Below are 13,889 nucleotides of genomic sequence, written 5' to 3'. Positions count from 1 at the left end.
TTTCCGGAAGGATGGGAGGTCCTCATCCGGGGACGGAGAGCGCGCATGACCGACGCCGAACTGGCCGAACTGCTCGACGATCATCCCGTTCTCTTCCACATGGCCGAGGAAGGAAGCTGGCCGCAGATCCGCGACAGGGGCTTGCTGAGCACCTCGGCGCTCCTGGACCTTTACGGGGCTTCGGGGTCCGCTCGGCAGGCCATCGAGGCGCAGCGCCGGCCCGAGGCGGTCACCCTCGAACGGCCCGACCTGGGCCGCGCGGTGATCCGGGACAACCGGCCCCTGAACGTCGCAAGGCTGGCCCGGGTGCTTCCCCCCGACCTGCCCGTCGAGACGTGGCTCCGGATGCTGAACGGCCGCGTGTTCTTCTGGCTCCGGCGCGAACGGCTGACCCGGCTGCTCGGCGCGCAGCTTTACCGGGACAAGGTCCATGACGTGCTGGAGGTGGAGGCCGCTCCGCTTGTTGCGGCGCATCGTGACCGGATCGAGCTGTCCCCCATCAACAGCGGCGTCACGGACCCCTTCCCCGCCGCACGGGGATGGGACACCTTCCGGCCGATCGGCGATTACCCTTATGCGGACTGGCGGCGAAAGCGGGGCCGGCGCGGAGAGCCGGTCGTCGAACTCGCGGTCCTGGGCGGCGTGCCCGACATCGCCCGCTTCGTTCGCCGCGTGGTGCGGATGCGCGGCGACTGCGAGGAGGCCGTGACCTGGGAGCGTCGCTGATCGGTCGGGCGCGGTTCGGGCCGGTCCAAGGCTCCTGCGGGCCCGCTGGTTCAGGCTCCTTCGGCGGGGAGCCGAGGGCCGTGCCGTTCGATCGTGGTGACCCCGGGCAGGCGCCCGAATCGGCCCGACAGCATCTCGGGGATGAAGGTCAGGCGGACCGACTCGAAGCCGGGCAGCTGGCGCAGGATGTCCGAGGTCGCGCGCGTGCATTGCGCCATCCCGACCGCGCCGTAGTTCTTGGCCAGCACCAGGGCCTGCTCGGCCACCTCGGGCGGGACCTGGATTTCCTGCCGGACATAGTAGTAGCCGTCCTTGGCCTGGTAATCGAGGTAGCGCGCCTCGACGCCGGGCGAGAAGCCGAAGAGAACGTCGTTCCGCTCCGGCACCAGGGGGTCGGTCCAGCCGCCATAGGGGTCGAACAGGACCCGCTCGCTCGCGTTGATGAGGAGGGCGGTGTGCGCGCCCTGTCCGTCCCCTTCGTTCCGCACCGTCACGAGGGCCAGGTAGGTGGGGCCGGGCGCACGATAGCGCGCGTGCTCGACCGCATCGTCCGGAGCCCAGACCGAGGTGCCGGCGCAACCCGCCAGCGCCAGCGGGAGGCCGAGCAGGACCGTGCGGCGAAGCATCAGCCGTTGAACAGCGCGAGCAGGAGCAGCAGCACGACGATGACCACGGCCATGCGCGTGGTGAAGCGCAGGAAGGTGACGAAGGTCTCTTGCTGGCGGGTGATGTCCATGGTGCCGGGCTCGTGATGGGGGGTGACGTGGGCCTTGGTGGTGTGCGCCAGGGTCTCGCGGGCGAGGGCGCCCTCATGCTCCGGGCTGTGGCTGTGCTGGGCCATGGCGGTGTCCTCTGCGGTGGGTCCGGGCGGGGATAGACGATCCCCCGCCGACTGTCACGCCCCCCCGCCAGATCCGAGGTCGTGGGGCGTCACGGCCATGACCGCGCGGGCCCCGTCCCGCACCTGCGCCATGAGGCCGCCATGCGATGGGAGGAGGCGATGGACATAGAAGGCGGCCAGGCGTTCGCGCGCGCCGTCGCCCGCCATGGCGGCCAGGAGGTGGGCGCGGGCGCCCAGGACCCGGGCGAAGGCGCGCAGGTAGGGCGTGGCGCCCGCGGCCCGGTCCCCGGGATGGGTCAGCAGCCACTCCGTCCCCTCGCGGAGGGTTTCGGCGGCCTGCCAGACAGGCTCCGCAAGGTCGGGGTGCGACGCCCGGGCAAGGGCGGCGATCTCCACGGTCTCGTCGATGAGCCGGCCCGCCGCCTCCCCCCCGTCCGCGAGCTTGCGGCCCACGAGGTCGAGCGCCTGGATCCCGTTCGTCCCTTCGTAGATCTGGGTGACGCGGACGTCGCGGGCGTACTGGGCGGCGCCTGTTTCCTCGATGAACCCCATGCCGCCATGGACCTGGATGCCAAGCTGCGCGACCTCGTGGCCCACATCGGTGCCGAACCCCTTGGCGATCGGGGTGAGGAACGCGGCGCGCGCCGTCCAGAGCGGGTCGCCAGTCGCGGTGGCCATGTCGAGCGCCACCGCGCAATCGAGCGCGATGGCCCGGGCGGCGAACAGGTCGGCCTTCATGGTGGCGAGCATCCGGCGCACGTCCGCGTGCTCGACGATGGCGCCGGACCCCTCCGCACGGCCCTGCCGGCGTGTCCTCGCCCAGTCGAGCGCCTGCTGGAAGGCGGCCTCGGCCACCCCGATCCCCTGCACGCCCACGCCCAGGCGGGCGTTGTTCATCATGGTGAACATCGCCGCCATGCCGCCATGGGGCGGGCCCACCAGCCAGCCCCTGGCGCCTTCATAGGACATGACCGCGGTGGGCGATCCGTGCAGGCCCAGCTTGTGCTCGAGCTTCAGGGGGCGCAGCGCGTTGCGCTCGCCGGGACGGCCGCCGCCGTCAGGGATCAGCTTGGGCACCAGGAAGAGCGAGATGCCCTTGGTGCCGGACGGCCCGTCGGGCAGCCGCGCCAGGACCATGTGGACGACGTTCGCGGTAAAGTCGTTGTCGGCCCAGGTGATGTAGATCTTCTCGCCGGTGATGGCGTAGGTGCCGTCGCCCAGAGGCTCGGCTCGGGTGCGGAGCGCGCCCACATCCGAGCCGGCCTGCGCCTCGGTCAGGTTCATGGTCCCGGACCATTCGCCGGACACGAGCTTGGGCAGGTAAAGCGCCTGGATCTCGGGCGAGGCGTGGTGGCCCAGCGCCTCGATCTGGCCCTGGGTCATCAGCGGGTTGAGCTGGAGCGCGAGGCAGGCCCCCGACATCATGTCGTTCACGCAGGTGGCAAGCGCGAGCGGCAGCCCCGCGCCGCCCCAGTCCGGCGAAGCGGCAAGGCCGATCCAGCCGCCCTCGGCAATGGCCCGGTAGCCGTCCGCGAAACCGGGCGAGGTGCGGATCACGCCGTTCTCCAGCCGGGCGGGGTGCAGGTCGCCCTGTCGGTTCAGGGGCACCAGCACCTCGTCGCACAGCCGGGCGGCCTCGGTCAGGACGGCGTCGACCATGTCCGGCGTGGCCTCGGCAAAGCGGTCGGTCGCGGCCACCCGCGCGAAGCCCGCAACGTGATCGAGGTGGAAGCGCAGTTCGGCGAGCGGCGAACGGTAGGGCATGGACGGACTTCCGGCCGGGGCTAGGCAAGGCGCAGCGCGGAGCCTAGAGGGGGTTGCCCTGTCCTCAAACCGGAACGCCACGTCATGACCGACCTGCTCCCGGACGACCTCGCGACGCGTCGGCTCCGGCCCGACGCCGGGGGGCTGCGCGTGGCGGCCGACCTCCTGCGGGATGGTGGGCTCGTGGCCTTTCCGACCGAGACGGTCTACGGACTCGGTGCGGACGCCGGGAACGGACGGGCGGTGGCGGGGATCTATGCCGCCAAGGGGCGGCCGAGCTTCAACCCCCTGATCGTCCATGTTCTGGGCTCCGAGGCCGCCGCGCGCCTGGCTGAGGTGTCCAGCGTCGCCGGGGACCTCATGGCGGCCTTCTGGCCGGGACCCCTCACGCTTGTGCTAACGGCTCGTGAAGGGGCGGGGCTGTCGCCGCTGGTCATGGCGGGCCTGCCCACCGTGGCTCTGCGCGCGCCGGCCCATCCCGTCGCCCGGGCCTTGCTGGAGGAGGTCGGGCGACCGCTCGCGGCGCCCTCGGCCAATCCCTCGGGGCGGGTGTCGCCCACGACGGCCGAGCATGTGCTCGGGGGGCTGTCGGGCCGGATCGACGCGGTGCTGGACGGGGGGGCCTGCGCCGTGGGGCTCGAGTCCACGATCCTCGCGCTCGATCCAGCTCCGCGGCTGCTGCGGGCGGGCGGCTTGCCGGTCGAGGCCATCCAGGAGGCGCTGGGACAGGAGATCGCCGCCGACACCGATCCGGCCCGCATCGCCGCGCCTGGGCAGATGGCATCGCACTACGCGCCCCGGGGCCGCCTCCGCCTTGGGGCCGCCAGGCCCGAGGCCGGCGAGGTGATGCTGGGCTTTGGTCCGGTGCCGGGGGACCTGACCCTATCGGCCGCGGGCGACCTCGCCGAAGCGGCGGCGAACCTTTTCGGCTGTCTGCATCGGCTTGACGCGATGGGGGCCGAGCGCATCGCCGTCGCCCCGATCCCCGACCGGGGCCTGGGCCGCGCCATCAACGACCGACTCCGCCGCGCGGCGGCCCCGCGCCCTTGATCCTGCGGCCCCGCCCGGGTGGTGCGCTCGTGCCCTCAGCGTCGGTGATTGCGCTCGATCCAGTCGCGAAGGCCCTCGGATTCCTGCCGTGCGTCGCGCAGGCCGTCCATGGTGGCCCGCAGCTCGGCCTGAACCTGGGCGAGCTGGTTCTCCAGTTCCGCTTCCCGGGTCGCGAGGTAGGCCAGGGCCTGGTCGCGGGTCTCCTCGGCGTCGTGCAGCGCCTGGGCCATGCGGTCGAGCTCGCCGATCTCGGCGCGCGTGACGCGGGTGAATCGGTTGACAAGCCAGCCCGCGAACCAGCCCAAGGCGAAGGCCGCGAAAAGGATGACCGCCGTCGCGATGATGAACTCGGTCCTGTTCACGTCCCCTGTCCCTGTCCCGCGCGGGCTCAGTCGAGCGCCGCGCCGTTCTCGCCATTCTGGCCTGCCCCTGGCGCGTCCGCCGGACCGGGCTGGTCGCCGGCCGGAGACGCCTCCTCGGGCGCAGCCTCACCGGCTTCGCTGTCCGGCGGCTGGGGCAAGGTCGTAGCCTCTGCGGCCGGTGCCGTCGAGTCGGCCCGGGCCTCGCCGCCGGTTTCCGACGGAGCGTTGCCGGGTGGGCTGGCCGGACCCTGCGGAGCCGCGGCCGGCTCCGGGGTGGCCGCAGGCAGCGGCCCGAGGATCACGGTGGCCTGCGGCAGCTCATCCAGGCGGCTTCGGGCCGGCGTGGTTCCTTCTGCTGTCGGGGCACCATCCGGCGGGGGCTGGACCGCCTCCACCGAGGCCGTGTCGGACGCGGCTTGATCGCCCTCGGGGGCCGGGGTGTCGGTCTCGGTTCCGGGGCGCACGGGCGGAGCGTCCGGGGCGTCCGCCATGGGTTGCGCCGAATCATCGAAGGGGGCGGGCGGTCCCTGAGGCTCCAGTGCCCCCGAACCGGCCAGGGCCGCCGGTCCCTGTGCGGCGGGAAGGCCCTGCTGGATCAAGGTGAACTCGATCCGCCGATTGGCCTCCCGTCCGGCTTCCGTCCCGTTGTCGGCGATGGGCGACGCTTCGCCGTACCCGATGGCCTCGAAGCCCGAGACCGGCACCCGCTGGGCGCGGAGCGCGGCGAGCACGGCTTCGGCGCGACCTTGGCTCAGCTCGAGGTTCGAGGACTCGCGCCCCTGGCTGTCGGTATAGCCCGAGATGCGGAGCGGCAGGTCGGGGCAACTCCGCAGGACCTCGGCGATGGCCTCGATGACGGGTTCGCCTTCGCGCGAGATCGTGGCCGAGCCGGGGTCGAAGGTGATCTTGGCCGCGTCGGTCAAGGCCGTGATCTTGGCCAGGCACTCCTCGGGGGTGGGCAGCGCGGCGAGGGGATCGAGCTCCTCGACATAGGCCACCTGGATGTCCAGGTCGGCGCCGGGACCCAGCGTCTCGATGGCGCGGGCGGCGATCTCGTCGCGGGCCGCGGCGTTTCCCGTGCGTCCCACGACGGCGATGGTGTCCGGCGTGACGGTCACGGTGCCATCGGCCAGCCGCGACAGCGCCTCGATCCCCGTCAGCACGCGCATGGACCAGCCATCAGGCAGGCCGCTGCCACCGGGGCGGGTGGCCAGGGTCACGTCCTGCGCCCCGAACCGGGCCTGGGCGAAGGCGCGCGCCAGGCCGTTCATGCGGGCGTCCTCGATCCGGCCCGCCAGCTGGACCCGACCTTCCTCGCTCAGGGTGGCGCGGAACTCGGGCGGGCCCTGCGGAGCCTCGGCCACGGGGACGGGGCGCTCCGCCTCGAGGGCGAAGATGTCGGGCAGCGCGCCGTCGAGCTCGCCCGTGACCCGGTCGAAGAGGGCCCGGTCGGTCCCCGGCTCCGCGACCAGTAGGACGTCGGTGTCCGAGAAGGTGAGCGTCCCGCCCCCCACCTCGTGCAGCGCGGCGATCGCCTGGGCGACGGCGCGGCCCCAGTCGGGCGTGGGCACGCCAAGACCCAGGCGGCAATCGAGCGTCCCCGCCGCCCCCGCCGCCGTGGCGGCCGACAGGATCTCGTCGCGGGCCGCCTCGGTGTCGGCGGAGCAGGCGTCGAACGAGAACGCGCCGGCCTGGAGGCGCGCGCGCAGGGTGAAGGGGGTGATCACGGGCCGGGGCGCCGAAATGGCGAGCGCCAGCCTCAGCCCTTCGGGCTTCATCCGGGTCAGCTCGGCCTCGAGCCGACGCTTCTCTTCGGGCGAGGCGGCGATGGCCTCGATAGAGACGCGGCCGGCGGCGACCGAGATCTTGGCCTGCGACAGGGCATCGAGCGCGTTCAGGGCGTAGTCGACGGCGATGTCCCATCCTTCGGGCACCGGATAGTCGGCCACCTGGAGCAGGTCGGTCACCTCGGCCCCATCGGCCGACCGCCCGACCCCGGACATCAGGTCGTCGCGATCCATGTCGGCCGGGATCAGCCCGATCAGCGAAACGCCCGCGTCATTGCGAAGGATCTCGGCGGTGAAGTCGGGTGGGGTGAGGGGATCGGCCTCGGCCACGTGCATGTTGTCGATGACCCGGCTCGGGTCCACGATGGCCCCGGCGGCCGAGATGGCGTTGAACCGATCGGCCTCGGAGGGCGCCTCGCCTTCGAGGATCACCTGCAGCCCGTCGCCCAGGACGGAGGTCCAGCCGTGGCCTTCGGTCCGGAGCCGGTCGGCCACCGCCTCCACCGAGCGATCCTCGACGATGCGGACAAGGTTCTGAGCGGCCACCGCCGACAGTCCGCCGGCACAAAGGAACGCGACGACGCCAAGGATGGAGGGCGAAAGCTTCATGGGCGGATTTATCGGCCTGTGTGGCGGATGGGCAACCCGGGTTCTCTAGGCCCGGTCCGCTCGGCCCACAATCAACGGCTCCGCGAGGCGGCGGAAAGCCGCGCCTTCAGGCCAGCGCCGCAAGCGCGAAGGCCAGCACGGCCAGGAGCCCCGCATCGCGGTTCGACCGGAACAGGCGCAGGAGCCCGCGCCCGTCCTCGGGGTCGAAGCGCCGGAGCTGCCAGGCCATGTGCCAGCCCATCGCCCATGGGCCGGCCAGCGCCAGCACGAGAGCGAGCCCCGAACCGCGGATCCCGGCCAGCGCGGCCGCGAGCCCCATCAGCCCCACGGTCGCGACCAGGAATCGCCGGAGCCAGCGCGGCGTCGCGTCCCCGAAGAGTCGCGCCGTCGACTTCACCCCGATGATGGCGTCGTCCTCGACGTCCTGATGCGCGTAGATGGTGTCGTAGAACAGGGTCCAGGCCAGTCCGGCGAGCCAAAGGAGGATGGCCGGCGCGTCGACCCGGCCGGCATGGGCGGCATAAGCCAGCAGCGCCCCCCAGTTGAAGGCGATGCCCAGCACGGCCTGCGGCCACCAGGTCACCCGCTTGGCGAAGGGATACAGCGCGACGGGCAGCAGGCTCAGGATGCCGAGCCCGATCGCGACCGCTGGCAGGGTGAGGAGGATCAGGAAGGAGATGCCTGCCTGCGCCGCCAGCCACAGGAGCGCCTTGCGGACGGTGACCTGCCCTGACGGCAGGGGCCGCGCCCGGGTCCGCGCCACCTGCGCGTCGATCCGCCGGTCGGCGATGTCGTTCCAGGTGCAGCCGGCCCCGCGCATGAGGACGGCCCCCACGGCGCAGGCCAGCGCGATCCAGAGGTCGTGCCACCCGGGCCGCGCTCCGGTCGCCACCAGGGCCAGGCCAAGTCCCCACCAGCAGGGCAGCAGCAGGAGCCAGGTCCCGATGGGCCGGTCGAGACGGCTCAGCCGGAGATAGGGCCGCCACGCCGCCGGAGCGCGGAGATCCACCCAATTGGCGGCGGCTGCGTCAGGAACGGCCCCGGCCTCTGGCGTCTCAAGCGTCCCGCTCATAGTCTTGTCCCATGCCGTCCAAGGTCCGCCTGTTCCTAGACCATCCTCTTGCCGAAGGGCAGCCCGTGGTGCTCGACGCCGATCAGGCCCACTATCTCTTTGGCGTGATGCGCCTGGCGCCAGGGGCGCGGCTGTCCGTGTTCAACGGCAGGGACGGCGAATGGGAAGCCGAGGTGGCCGAGGCCGGCAAGCGTGGCGGCCGGCTGACCGCCCGTGCGCAGACGCGGCCCATGCGGATGCCGCCCGACCTTTGGCTGCTCTTCGCGCCCATCAAGAAGGCTCGGACCGACTTCATCGTCGAAAAGGCTGCGGAGATGGGCTGCCGCCGCATCCTTCCCGTGCAGACCGAGTTCACCAACAGCGAACGCATCAGGGCCGACCGCCTGCGCGCCCATGCCGTCGAGGCGGCCGAACAGTGCGGCAACGTCTTCGTTCCCGAGGTCGAGGAGATGGCGCGCCTGAGCGAGGTGCTGGCGGGCTGGGACACGGCCCGGACGCTCTGGTTCTGCGACGAGACGCTGGCGGACGGGACGGCTCCGGTCCCGGAACGGACCGGCGGGCCCGGCGCGGTCCTGATCGGCCCGGAGGGGGGCTTTTCGGACAGCGAGCGTGCCCGGCTGCGGGCACTCCCCTTCGCGCGAAGCATCCGGCTTGGCCCTCGGATCCTGCGGGCCGATACGGCGGCCGTGGCGGCCCTGACGCTCTGGCAGGGCGTCGAAGGGGATTGGCGGTGAGGATCGGGACCGCCCGGCCCCGGGCTCCGGCCGTCCCGCGACAGCGAGTCCCGGATTCAACGTCCCCCGCCCTGGCTTTGTGCGGGATGGAGTTCGCCCCCGACCGGAAGATCCGGCGCCGGCGCTCGGCGATGTCCCGCTCTGCCGCGCCGGGCGTGACCGGACATCGCGCGAAGGTCGGGGCGAGGATCGCCCTGGCCCCTCCGTTTCCGCAGGAGGTGCGCCCTGCCTGAGTCCCCCCTCCGTCCCGAGGTCCGCGAGGCGCTCTGGCGGGCGCGCGAGTTGCTGGTGGGGCTGGCGATCCTGGCGATCGCGTTGTGGATCGGGCTGGGCAGCTACGGTCTCACCCGCTGGCTTGCCGTCGCCTTGGGACTTCTGGGGGCTGGCTTGGCCTGGACCGGGGCGCAGCGATGGCGCTTCGCGCGAGGGGCGGGCGGGCCGGGGCTCGTGCAGGTGGACGAGCGGCGGCTCATCTACTGGGGGCCGCTGACAGGCGGGGTCATCGATCTGGATAACCTGGCCCGGCTCGACCTCGATCCCGGGGGCCGTCCCGCGCATTGGCAGCTGACGTCCCTGTCCGGTCAGCTCCTGGCCGTTCCGGTGAACGCCCAGGGCGCCGAGGCGCTGTTCGACCTGTTCGCTGCCCTGCCCGGGCTGAGGACGGAGGCCATGCTGGCCGCCCTCGCACGCCAAGGCGGCCCGCCGGTGACCTTGTGGCGGGCGTCGAACGTGGTCGCCTTGCCCCGGCCCGGAGCCCGGCGGCCTCACTAGCTTCCGATCCGCCGGCGAAAGGCCGCCTGCGCAGGGACCGACAGATTGCGGTAGACCGCTTCGAGCAGGTCCACGAGCTGCTTCTCCTGCTCCTTTTCGCCGCCGCCCTCGACCACGGCCACCTCGAGGAATCGGGTGCGGGCGTTCGGGGCCTGACCCTGGGCGTGGCGCAGGAACATCTCGCGCAGGCGGCGCATGTGCTTGTCGTGCCGCCGTGGATCGGCGACGGGGGCGAACCAGGCCGACAGCACCGCATCGGAGCGCCTTCCGTCGAGCTGCTCGCTCACCGACAGATAGGTCGCGGCGTCGAGCCCCCGGAACCCGGCCCAACGGGCGAAGGCGTAGCGCCATTCCCCTTCGGACTTGAGGGCGATCCACGCCCGCGAATAGGCCAGCCGGGAGGCCAGGTCCGGGGAGCGGCGCACCTCGCGCTCGAACGCCAGGACGGCGTCCCGCGCTTCGGCGAGGGAGGTGACCAAGGGCGGAAGCGACGTCATCCAGGAACCTCGCGCAGGTGTCGGCCGCGGCAGTGTGGACTGGATCTGCTGTCCTGCAAACACTTTCCCCTGCGGATGGAGAGAGTTTGCCCCAAGGGGATCGGATTGACTTCGCCCGTGCCGCGCGTCACCTCTCTGCCCGCACTGAGAGCGAGGGCCTACATGTCCATTCCCCAGTCCGGCGGCGGCCCCATCGAGCGGCCGGAACAGCTGGCCGAGTACCTGGAGAAGGGGTGCAAGCCCGCCGACGCCTGGCGCATCGGCACCGAGCACGAGAAGTTCGGATTCCTGACCGATACCCTGGAGCCCTTGCCCTACGACGGCCCGCGGTCCGTGCGCGCGGTGCTGGACGGCCTGGCGGCCAAGGGGTGGGAGCCTGTCCGGGAAGGGGCTGCGGTGATCGGCCTCAAGAAGGGAGGCGCCAACGTCTCGCTTGAGCCCGGAGGGCAGCTCGAGCTGTCGGGCGCGCCGCTTGTGCATGTGCACGACACCGCGGCCGAGCTCGACGCCCACCTCGAGGAGGTCCGGGACGTCGCGGAGCCTCTGGGCGTGGCCTTCATGGGAATCGGCGCGGCGCCGGTCTGGACGCACGGGCAGATGCCGGTGATGCCCAAGGGCCGCTACAAGCTGATGACGGACTACATGGGCCGCGTGGGCACCCATGGGACCCAGATGATGTACCGCACCTGCACCGTGCAGGCGAACCTCGACTTCGGGTCCGAGGCGGACATGGTCAAGAAGCTTCGGGTGGCGCTCGCGCTCCAGCCTGTCGCGACGGCGCTCTTCGCCTCCTCGCCCTTCTTCGAGGGGCGGCCGAACGGCCACCGGAGCTGGCGCGCGCGCATCTGGCGCGGCCTGGACGACGCCCGGACGGGGATGCTGCCCTTTGCCTTCGAGGACGGGATGGGCTTCGAGAGGTATGTCGACTGGGTGCTCGATGTGCCGATGTACTTCGTCTATCGGGACGGCGCCTACATCGACGCGCTGGGGCAGTCCTTCCGCGACTTCGTCAGGGGCGAGCTGCCGGCCTTGCCGGGCGAGGTCCCGACCCTGTCGGACTGGGCCGATCACCTGACCACGGTCTTTCCCGAGGCGCGCGTCAAGCAGTTCATCGAGATGCGGGGCGCCGATGTCGGCGACCGCGCGCATATGCTGGCCCTCCCGGCCTTCTGGGCCGGGCTGATCTATGACGGCGGGGCGCTGGACGCGGCCTGGGATCTGGTGAAGGACCTGGACGCGGAGACCCGCGAGGGCCTGCGCGTCGCCGCCTCCGAACGCGCCCTGCAGGGCGAGGCTGGCGGCCTGCGTCTCCTGGACCTTTCGCGCGCGGCGCTGGGGATCGCGGACGAAGGGCTGAAAGCCCGCGCGGCCCAGGGCCTCCCTGACGAGAGGGTGTTCCTTGCGCCCCTCTGGGACTCGGTCGGGTCCGGCCGCGTCGTGGCGGATGACCTCCTGGCCGCCTACGAGGGGCCCTGGGCGGGCGACCTGTCCCGGGTCTACGAGGCCTGCCGCCTCTAGCGCTGGCCCGACCCGTCCTCTGGCTAGGGCCAGGGCCGGGACACGCGGTCTGACCCGGGGCGCACCCAGGGCAGAGGCTCGGGAGGCGCCCGAGGTGGCGTCACCATGGCCGGCTTCTGTACCTTGGCCCGGTCATCCACCATAACATCGAACGTGCCGCAGGGGCACTGGAGCGGGCAGGAGGGCGGCTCTGACCATGGCCGACGAGGAAAAGCGCGAAAAGCGACCCCAGCGGGTCTTTACCCTTCTCGTGGAGGTCGGCCGTAAGGAGGACGACGGCCTTCCCGACGGGGCCACCGGCGGGGCGCTGCTCTGCTATGCCTCGGGAATCGACGAGGCCGAGGCGGTTCGTGAAACCGTGGCCGTGCTCAAGGAGGCCGGGCTCGCGCCGCTTGACGTGTCGGGCTACGGGACGCTGGAGGAGCGGCTGGCCGAGGGGCACGACATCGACGCCGAGGAGCGCGAGCTGATGGATCGCGCCCTGGCCGAGAACGCCGTGATCGTCGCACAGATGACGCCCTTCTACAGCAACGAATAGGCCACGCCTTGCATGGCTGCGGGCCTGCGGCTTAGGTGCCCGGGCTGCCCGGAGGACCCCATGCCCGACGCCCTGACGCTCGCCGCCGACCTGATCCGCTGCCCGTCCGTAACGCCTGTGGAGGGCGGAGCGCTGGTCCTGCTGGAACGCGTGCTGGCGCAGGCCGGCTTCGACTGCGTTCGGGTGGACCGGAATGGCATCCCGAACCTGTTCGCCCGGATCGGACTCAAGGGCGCCGTGCGGAGCTTCGGCTTCAACGGGCACACGGACGTGGTGCCCCCGGGGGATGTGGCGCGCTGGAGCATGGACCCCTTCGCAGGTGAGATCCGTGACGGGATGCTCTGGGGCCGGGGGGCCGCCGACATGAAGTCCGGGGTTGCGGCCTTCGTCGCCGCCGCGGTCGAGGTCGCGCCGCGGCTGCCGGCGGATGGGGCCATCGTGGTCACCATCACCGGCGACGAGGAAGGGGACGCCACCGACGGCACGGTCGCCCTTCTTGACTGGATGGCAACCGAGGGCGAGGTGATGTCGGTCTGCCTGGTGGGGGAGCCGACCTCCGTCGAAGCCCTGGGCGACACGATGAAGATCGGGCGCCGCGGGTCGTTGACGGCGCATGTCACGGTGACCGGGAGGCAGGGCCATTCCGCCTACCCGGAACGGGCGCGAAACCCCATCCCGGCGCTGGCCCGGCTCGTGGACCGGCTGTCGTCCGAACGCCTGGACGACGGCACGGATCATTTCGGCACGTCCACGCTGGCCGTGGTGACGATGGACACGGGGAACACGGCCTCGAACGTCATTCCCGCCGAGACCCGGGCCACTCTCAACATCCGCTTCAACGACCGGCACACCGGTGCGTCGCTGGAGGCCTGGCTTCGCGAGGTGTCGCGCGAGGTCGCCGACGCGTTCGGGGTCGAGATCGCTCTTGCGGTCCGCGTCTCGGGCGAGGCGTTCCTGACGCCGCCCGGGGCCTTGTCGGATCTGGTGTCGCGGGCCGTCCAGGCCGAGACGGGTCGGGCGCCCGTCCTGTCCACCACGGGCGGCACCTCGGACGCGCGCTTCATCAAGCGCATCTGCCCGGTGGTGGAGCTTGGCCTTGTCGGGCCGACGATGCACCAGGTGGATGAACGGGTCGAGGCGGCGCAGGTCGGTGGCTTGGCCCGCATCTATGGACGCATCCTGGAGGACTACTTCGCATGAGGATCGAGGTCACCCGGACGACGGACCTGGAGACCTGCCAGCGGCTGCGGCGGACGGTCTTCATCGAGGAGCAGGCCGTTCCCGAGGACCTGGAGGTGGATGGACTCGATCCCGACGCGATCCACCTCCTGGCGTGGGGGGATGGCCATCCGCTCGGGACCGCGCGGCTGCTCGTCAAGGGCGACACGGGCAAGATCGGGCGTGTCTGCGTCCTGCCCGAGGCGCGGGGGCTCGGGCTGGGCGCGGCGCTGATCCGCGCGGCCGTCGAGGAATTGGGGGCGCTGGGCCTGGCCAGGGCCAAGCTCGGATCCCAGACGCACGCCATCCCGTTCTACGAGCGCCTGGGCTTCGTGGCCGAGGGGCCGGTCTACGACGATGCGGGGATACCCCATCGCGATATGGTGCGAACACTCTGAAAAG

General features: G+C 71.9%; 15 protein-coding genes. 8 read left to right on the top strand and 7 right to left on the bottom strand.

The genetic code is table 11. The features are described 5' to 3' along the window. The first annotated feature begins 45 nt into the window (after nt 1-45). Nucleotides 46-726, top strand: a complete 681-nt coding sequence (locus J3P31_RS18810; RefSeq protein WP_210530059.1) for a DUF7002 family protein — start codon at nt 46-48, stop codon at nt 724-726. Between the two features lie 50 nt (nt 727-776). Here the strand turns inward: J3P31_RS18810 and J3P31_RS18805 are convergent, their stop codons facing one another. Genes J3P31_RS18805 through J3P31_RS18795 form a run of 3 tightly spaced genes read right to left on the bottom strand, consistent with a single transcriptional unit; the run spans nt 777 to nt 3,331 of the window. Continuing rightward, nucleotides 777-1,352 (bottom strand): hypothetical protein, encoded by a 576-nt coding sequence (locus J3P31_RS18805; protein ID WP_210530058.1) that lies wholly within the window; start codon nt 1,350-1,352, stop codon nt 777-779. Continuing rightward, nucleotides 1,352-1,567, bottom strand: a complete 216-nt coding sequence (locus J3P31_RS18800; RefSeq protein ID WP_210530057.1) for an aa3-type cytochrome c oxidase subunit IV — start codon at nt 1,565-1,567, stop codon at nt 1,352-1,354. The genes J3P31_RS18805 and J3P31_RS18800 overlap by 1 nt, the downstream gene beginning before the upstream one ends. 54 nt (nt 1,568-1,621) lie before the next feature. Then, nucleotides 1,622-3,331, bottom strand: a complete 1,710-nt coding sequence (locus J3P31_RS18795) for an acyl-CoA dehydrogenase (RefSeq protein WP_210530056.1) — start codon at nt 3,329-3,331, stop codon at nt 1,622-1,624. 84 nt (nt 3,332-3,415) lie between these two features. On the opposite strand from J3P31_RS18795, the gene J3P31_RS18790 reads away from it, so the two are divergent. Then, nucleotides 3,416-4,381 (top strand): L-threonylcarbamoyladenylate synthase, encoded by a 966-nt coding sequence (locus J3P31_RS18790; RefSeq protein WP_210530055.1) that lies wholly within the window; start codon nt 3,416-3,418, stop codon nt 4,379-4,381. Between the two features lie 35 nt (nt 4,382-4,416). Here the strand turns inward: J3P31_RS18790 and J3P31_RS18785 are convergent, their stop codons facing one another. From J3P31_RS18785 to ubiA, 3 genes are all read right to left on the bottom strand, one after another. Next, on the bottom strand, nt 4,417-4,743 hold the full coding sequence (locus J3P31_RS18785; RefSeq protein WP_210530054.1) for a hypothetical protein: 327 nt from the start codon (nt 4,741-4,743) through the stop codon (nt 4,417-4,419). Between the two features lie 26 nt (nt 4,744-4,769). Next, complete coding sequence (locus tag J3P31_RS18780) at nt 4,770-7,139, bottom strand: OmpA family protein (RefSeq protein WP_210530053.1); 2,370 nt, start codon at nt 7,137-7,139, stop codon at nt 4,770-4,772. 106 nt (nt 7,140-7,245) lie between these two features. Further along, on the bottom strand, nt 7,246-8,211 hold the full coding sequence (gene ubiA / locus J3P31_RS18775) for a 4-hydroxybenzoate octaprenyltransferase (RefSeq protein ID WP_210530052.1): 966 nt from the start codon (nt 8,209-8,211) through the stop codon (nt 7,246-7,248). 11 nt (nt 8,212-8,222) lie between these two features. Between ubiA and J3P31_RS18770 the strand changes: the two genes are divergently transcribed. Then, nucleotides 8,223-8,945, top strand: a complete 723-nt coding sequence (locus J3P31_RS18770; RefSeq protein ID WP_210530051.1) for a 16S rRNA (uracil(1498)-N(3))-methyltransferase — start codon at nt 8,223-8,225, stop codon at nt 8,943-8,945. Nucleotides 8,946-9,233: 288 nt separating this feature from the next. Further along, a complete protein-coding gene (locus J3P31_RS18765) occupies nt 9,234-9,716 on the top strand; it encodes a hypothetical protein (protein WP_368373116.1) in 483 nt (160 codons plus the stop codon). On the opposite strand, the gene J3P31_RS18760 is transcribed toward J3P31_RS18765, so the two are convergent. Further along, nucleotides 9,713-10,213, bottom strand: coding sequence for a hypothetical protein (locus J3P31_RS18760; RefSeq protein WP_210530050.1), 501 nt, complete (start codon nt 10,211-10,213; stop codon nt 9,713-9,715). The genes J3P31_RS18765 and J3P31_RS18760 overlap by 4 nt on opposite strands. Nucleotides 10,214-10,375: 162 nt before the next feature. Here J3P31_RS18760 and J3P31_RS18755 point away from each other — a divergent pair, with 162 nt between their 5' ends. The 4 genes from J3P31_RS18755 to J3P31_RS18740 all read left to right on the top strand — a co-directional run bounded on the left by J3P31_RS18755 (nt 10,376) and on the right by J3P31_RS18740 (nt 13,885). Continuing rightward, nucleotides 10,376-11,731, top strand: a complete 1,356-nt coding sequence (locus tag J3P31_RS18755; protein WP_210530049.1) for a glutamate--cysteine ligase — start codon at nt 10,376-10,378, stop codon at nt 11,729-11,731. A 196-nt stretch (nt 11,732-11,927) separates the two neighbouring features. Further along, complete coding sequence (locus J3P31_RS18750; RefSeq protein ID WP_210530048.1) at nt 11,928-12,269, top strand: DUF8846 family protein; 342 nt, start codon at nt 11,928-11,930, stop codon at nt 12,267-12,269. Nucleotides 12,270-12,329: 60 nt separating this feature from the next. Beyond that, the gene (gene dapE, locus J3P31_RS18745; protein ID WP_210530047.1) at nt 12,330-13,469 is read left to right on the top strand and encodes a succinyl-diaminopimelate desuccinylase; all 1,140 of its coding nucleotides are present in this window, start codon (nt 12,330-12,332) and stop codon (nt 13,467-13,469) included. After that, the gene (locus J3P31_RS18740) at nt 13,466-13,885 is read left to right on the top strand and encodes a GNAT family N-acetyltransferase (protein WP_210530046.1); all 420 of its coding nucleotides are present in this window, start codon (nt 13,466-13,468) and stop codon (nt 13,883-13,885) included. Before dapE ends, J3P31_RS18740 begins: the two co-directional genes overlap by 4 nt. Nucleotides 13,886-13,889 lie beyond the last annotated feature (4 nt).

This window comes from Rubellimicrobium arenae, assembly GCF_017916275.1.
In the GTDB taxonomy this organism is placed as follows: Bacteria; Pseudomonadota; Alphaproteobacteria; order Rhodobacterales; family Rhodobacteraceae; genus Rubellimicrobium; species Rubellimicrobium arenae.
This window is presented reverse-complemented; position numbering and strand designations above follow the sequence as displayed.

Bases quoted from the DNA above. Each gene is read 5' to 3' on its own strand.
- J3P31_RS18810 (WP_210530059.1), top strand. From the start codon at position 46: ATGACCGACGCCGAACTGGCCGAACTGCTCGACGATCATCCCGTTCTC.
- J3P31_RS18805 (WP_210530058.1), bottom strand. From the start codon at position 1,352: ATGCTTCGCCGCACGGTCCTGCTCGGCCTCCCGCTGGCGCTGGCGGGT.
- J3P31_RS18800 (WP_210530057.1), bottom strand. From the start codon at position 1,567: ATGGCCCAGCACAGCCACAGCCCGGAGCATGAGGGCGCCCTCGCCCGC.
- J3P31_RS18795 (WP_210530056.1), bottom strand. From the start codon at position 3,331: ATGCCCTACCGTTCGCCGCTCGCCGAACTGCGCTTCCACCTCGATCAC.
- J3P31_RS18790 (WP_210530055.1), top strand. From the start codon at position 3,416: ATGACCGACCTGCTCCCGGACGACCTCGCGACGCGTCGGCTCCGGCCC.
- J3P31_RS18780 (WP_210530053.1), bottom strand. From the start codon at position 7,139: ATGAAGCTTTCGCCCTCCATCCTTGGCGTCGTCGCGTTCCTTTGTGCC.
- ubiA (WP_210530052.1), bottom strand. From the start codon at position 8,211: ATGAGCGGGACGCTTGAGACGCCAGAGGCCGGGGCCGTTCCTGACGCA.
- J3P31_RS18770 (WP_210530051.1), top strand. From the start codon at position 8,223: ATGCCGTCCAAGGTCCGCCTGTTCCTAGACCATCCTCTTGCCGAAGGG.
- J3P31_RS18760 (WP_210530050.1), bottom strand. From the start codon at position 10,213: ATGACGTCGCTTCCGCCCTTGGTCACCTCCCTCGCCGAAGCGCGGGAC.
- J3P31_RS18755 (WP_210530049.1), top strand. From the start codon at position 10,376: ATGTCCATTCCCCAGTCCGGCGGCGGCCCCATCGAGCGGCCGGAACAG.
- J3P31_RS18750 (WP_210530048.1), top strand. From the start codon at position 11,928: ATGGCCGACGAGGAAAAGCGCGAAAAGCGACCCCAGCGGGTCTTTACC.
- dapE (WP_210530047.1), top strand. From the start codon at position 12,330: ATGCCCGACGCCCTGACGCTCGCCGCCGACCTGATCCGCTGCCCGTCC.
- J3P31_RS18740 (WP_210530046.1), top strand. From the start codon at position 13,466: ATGAGGATCGAGGTCACCCGGACGACGGACCTGGAGACCTGCCAGCGG.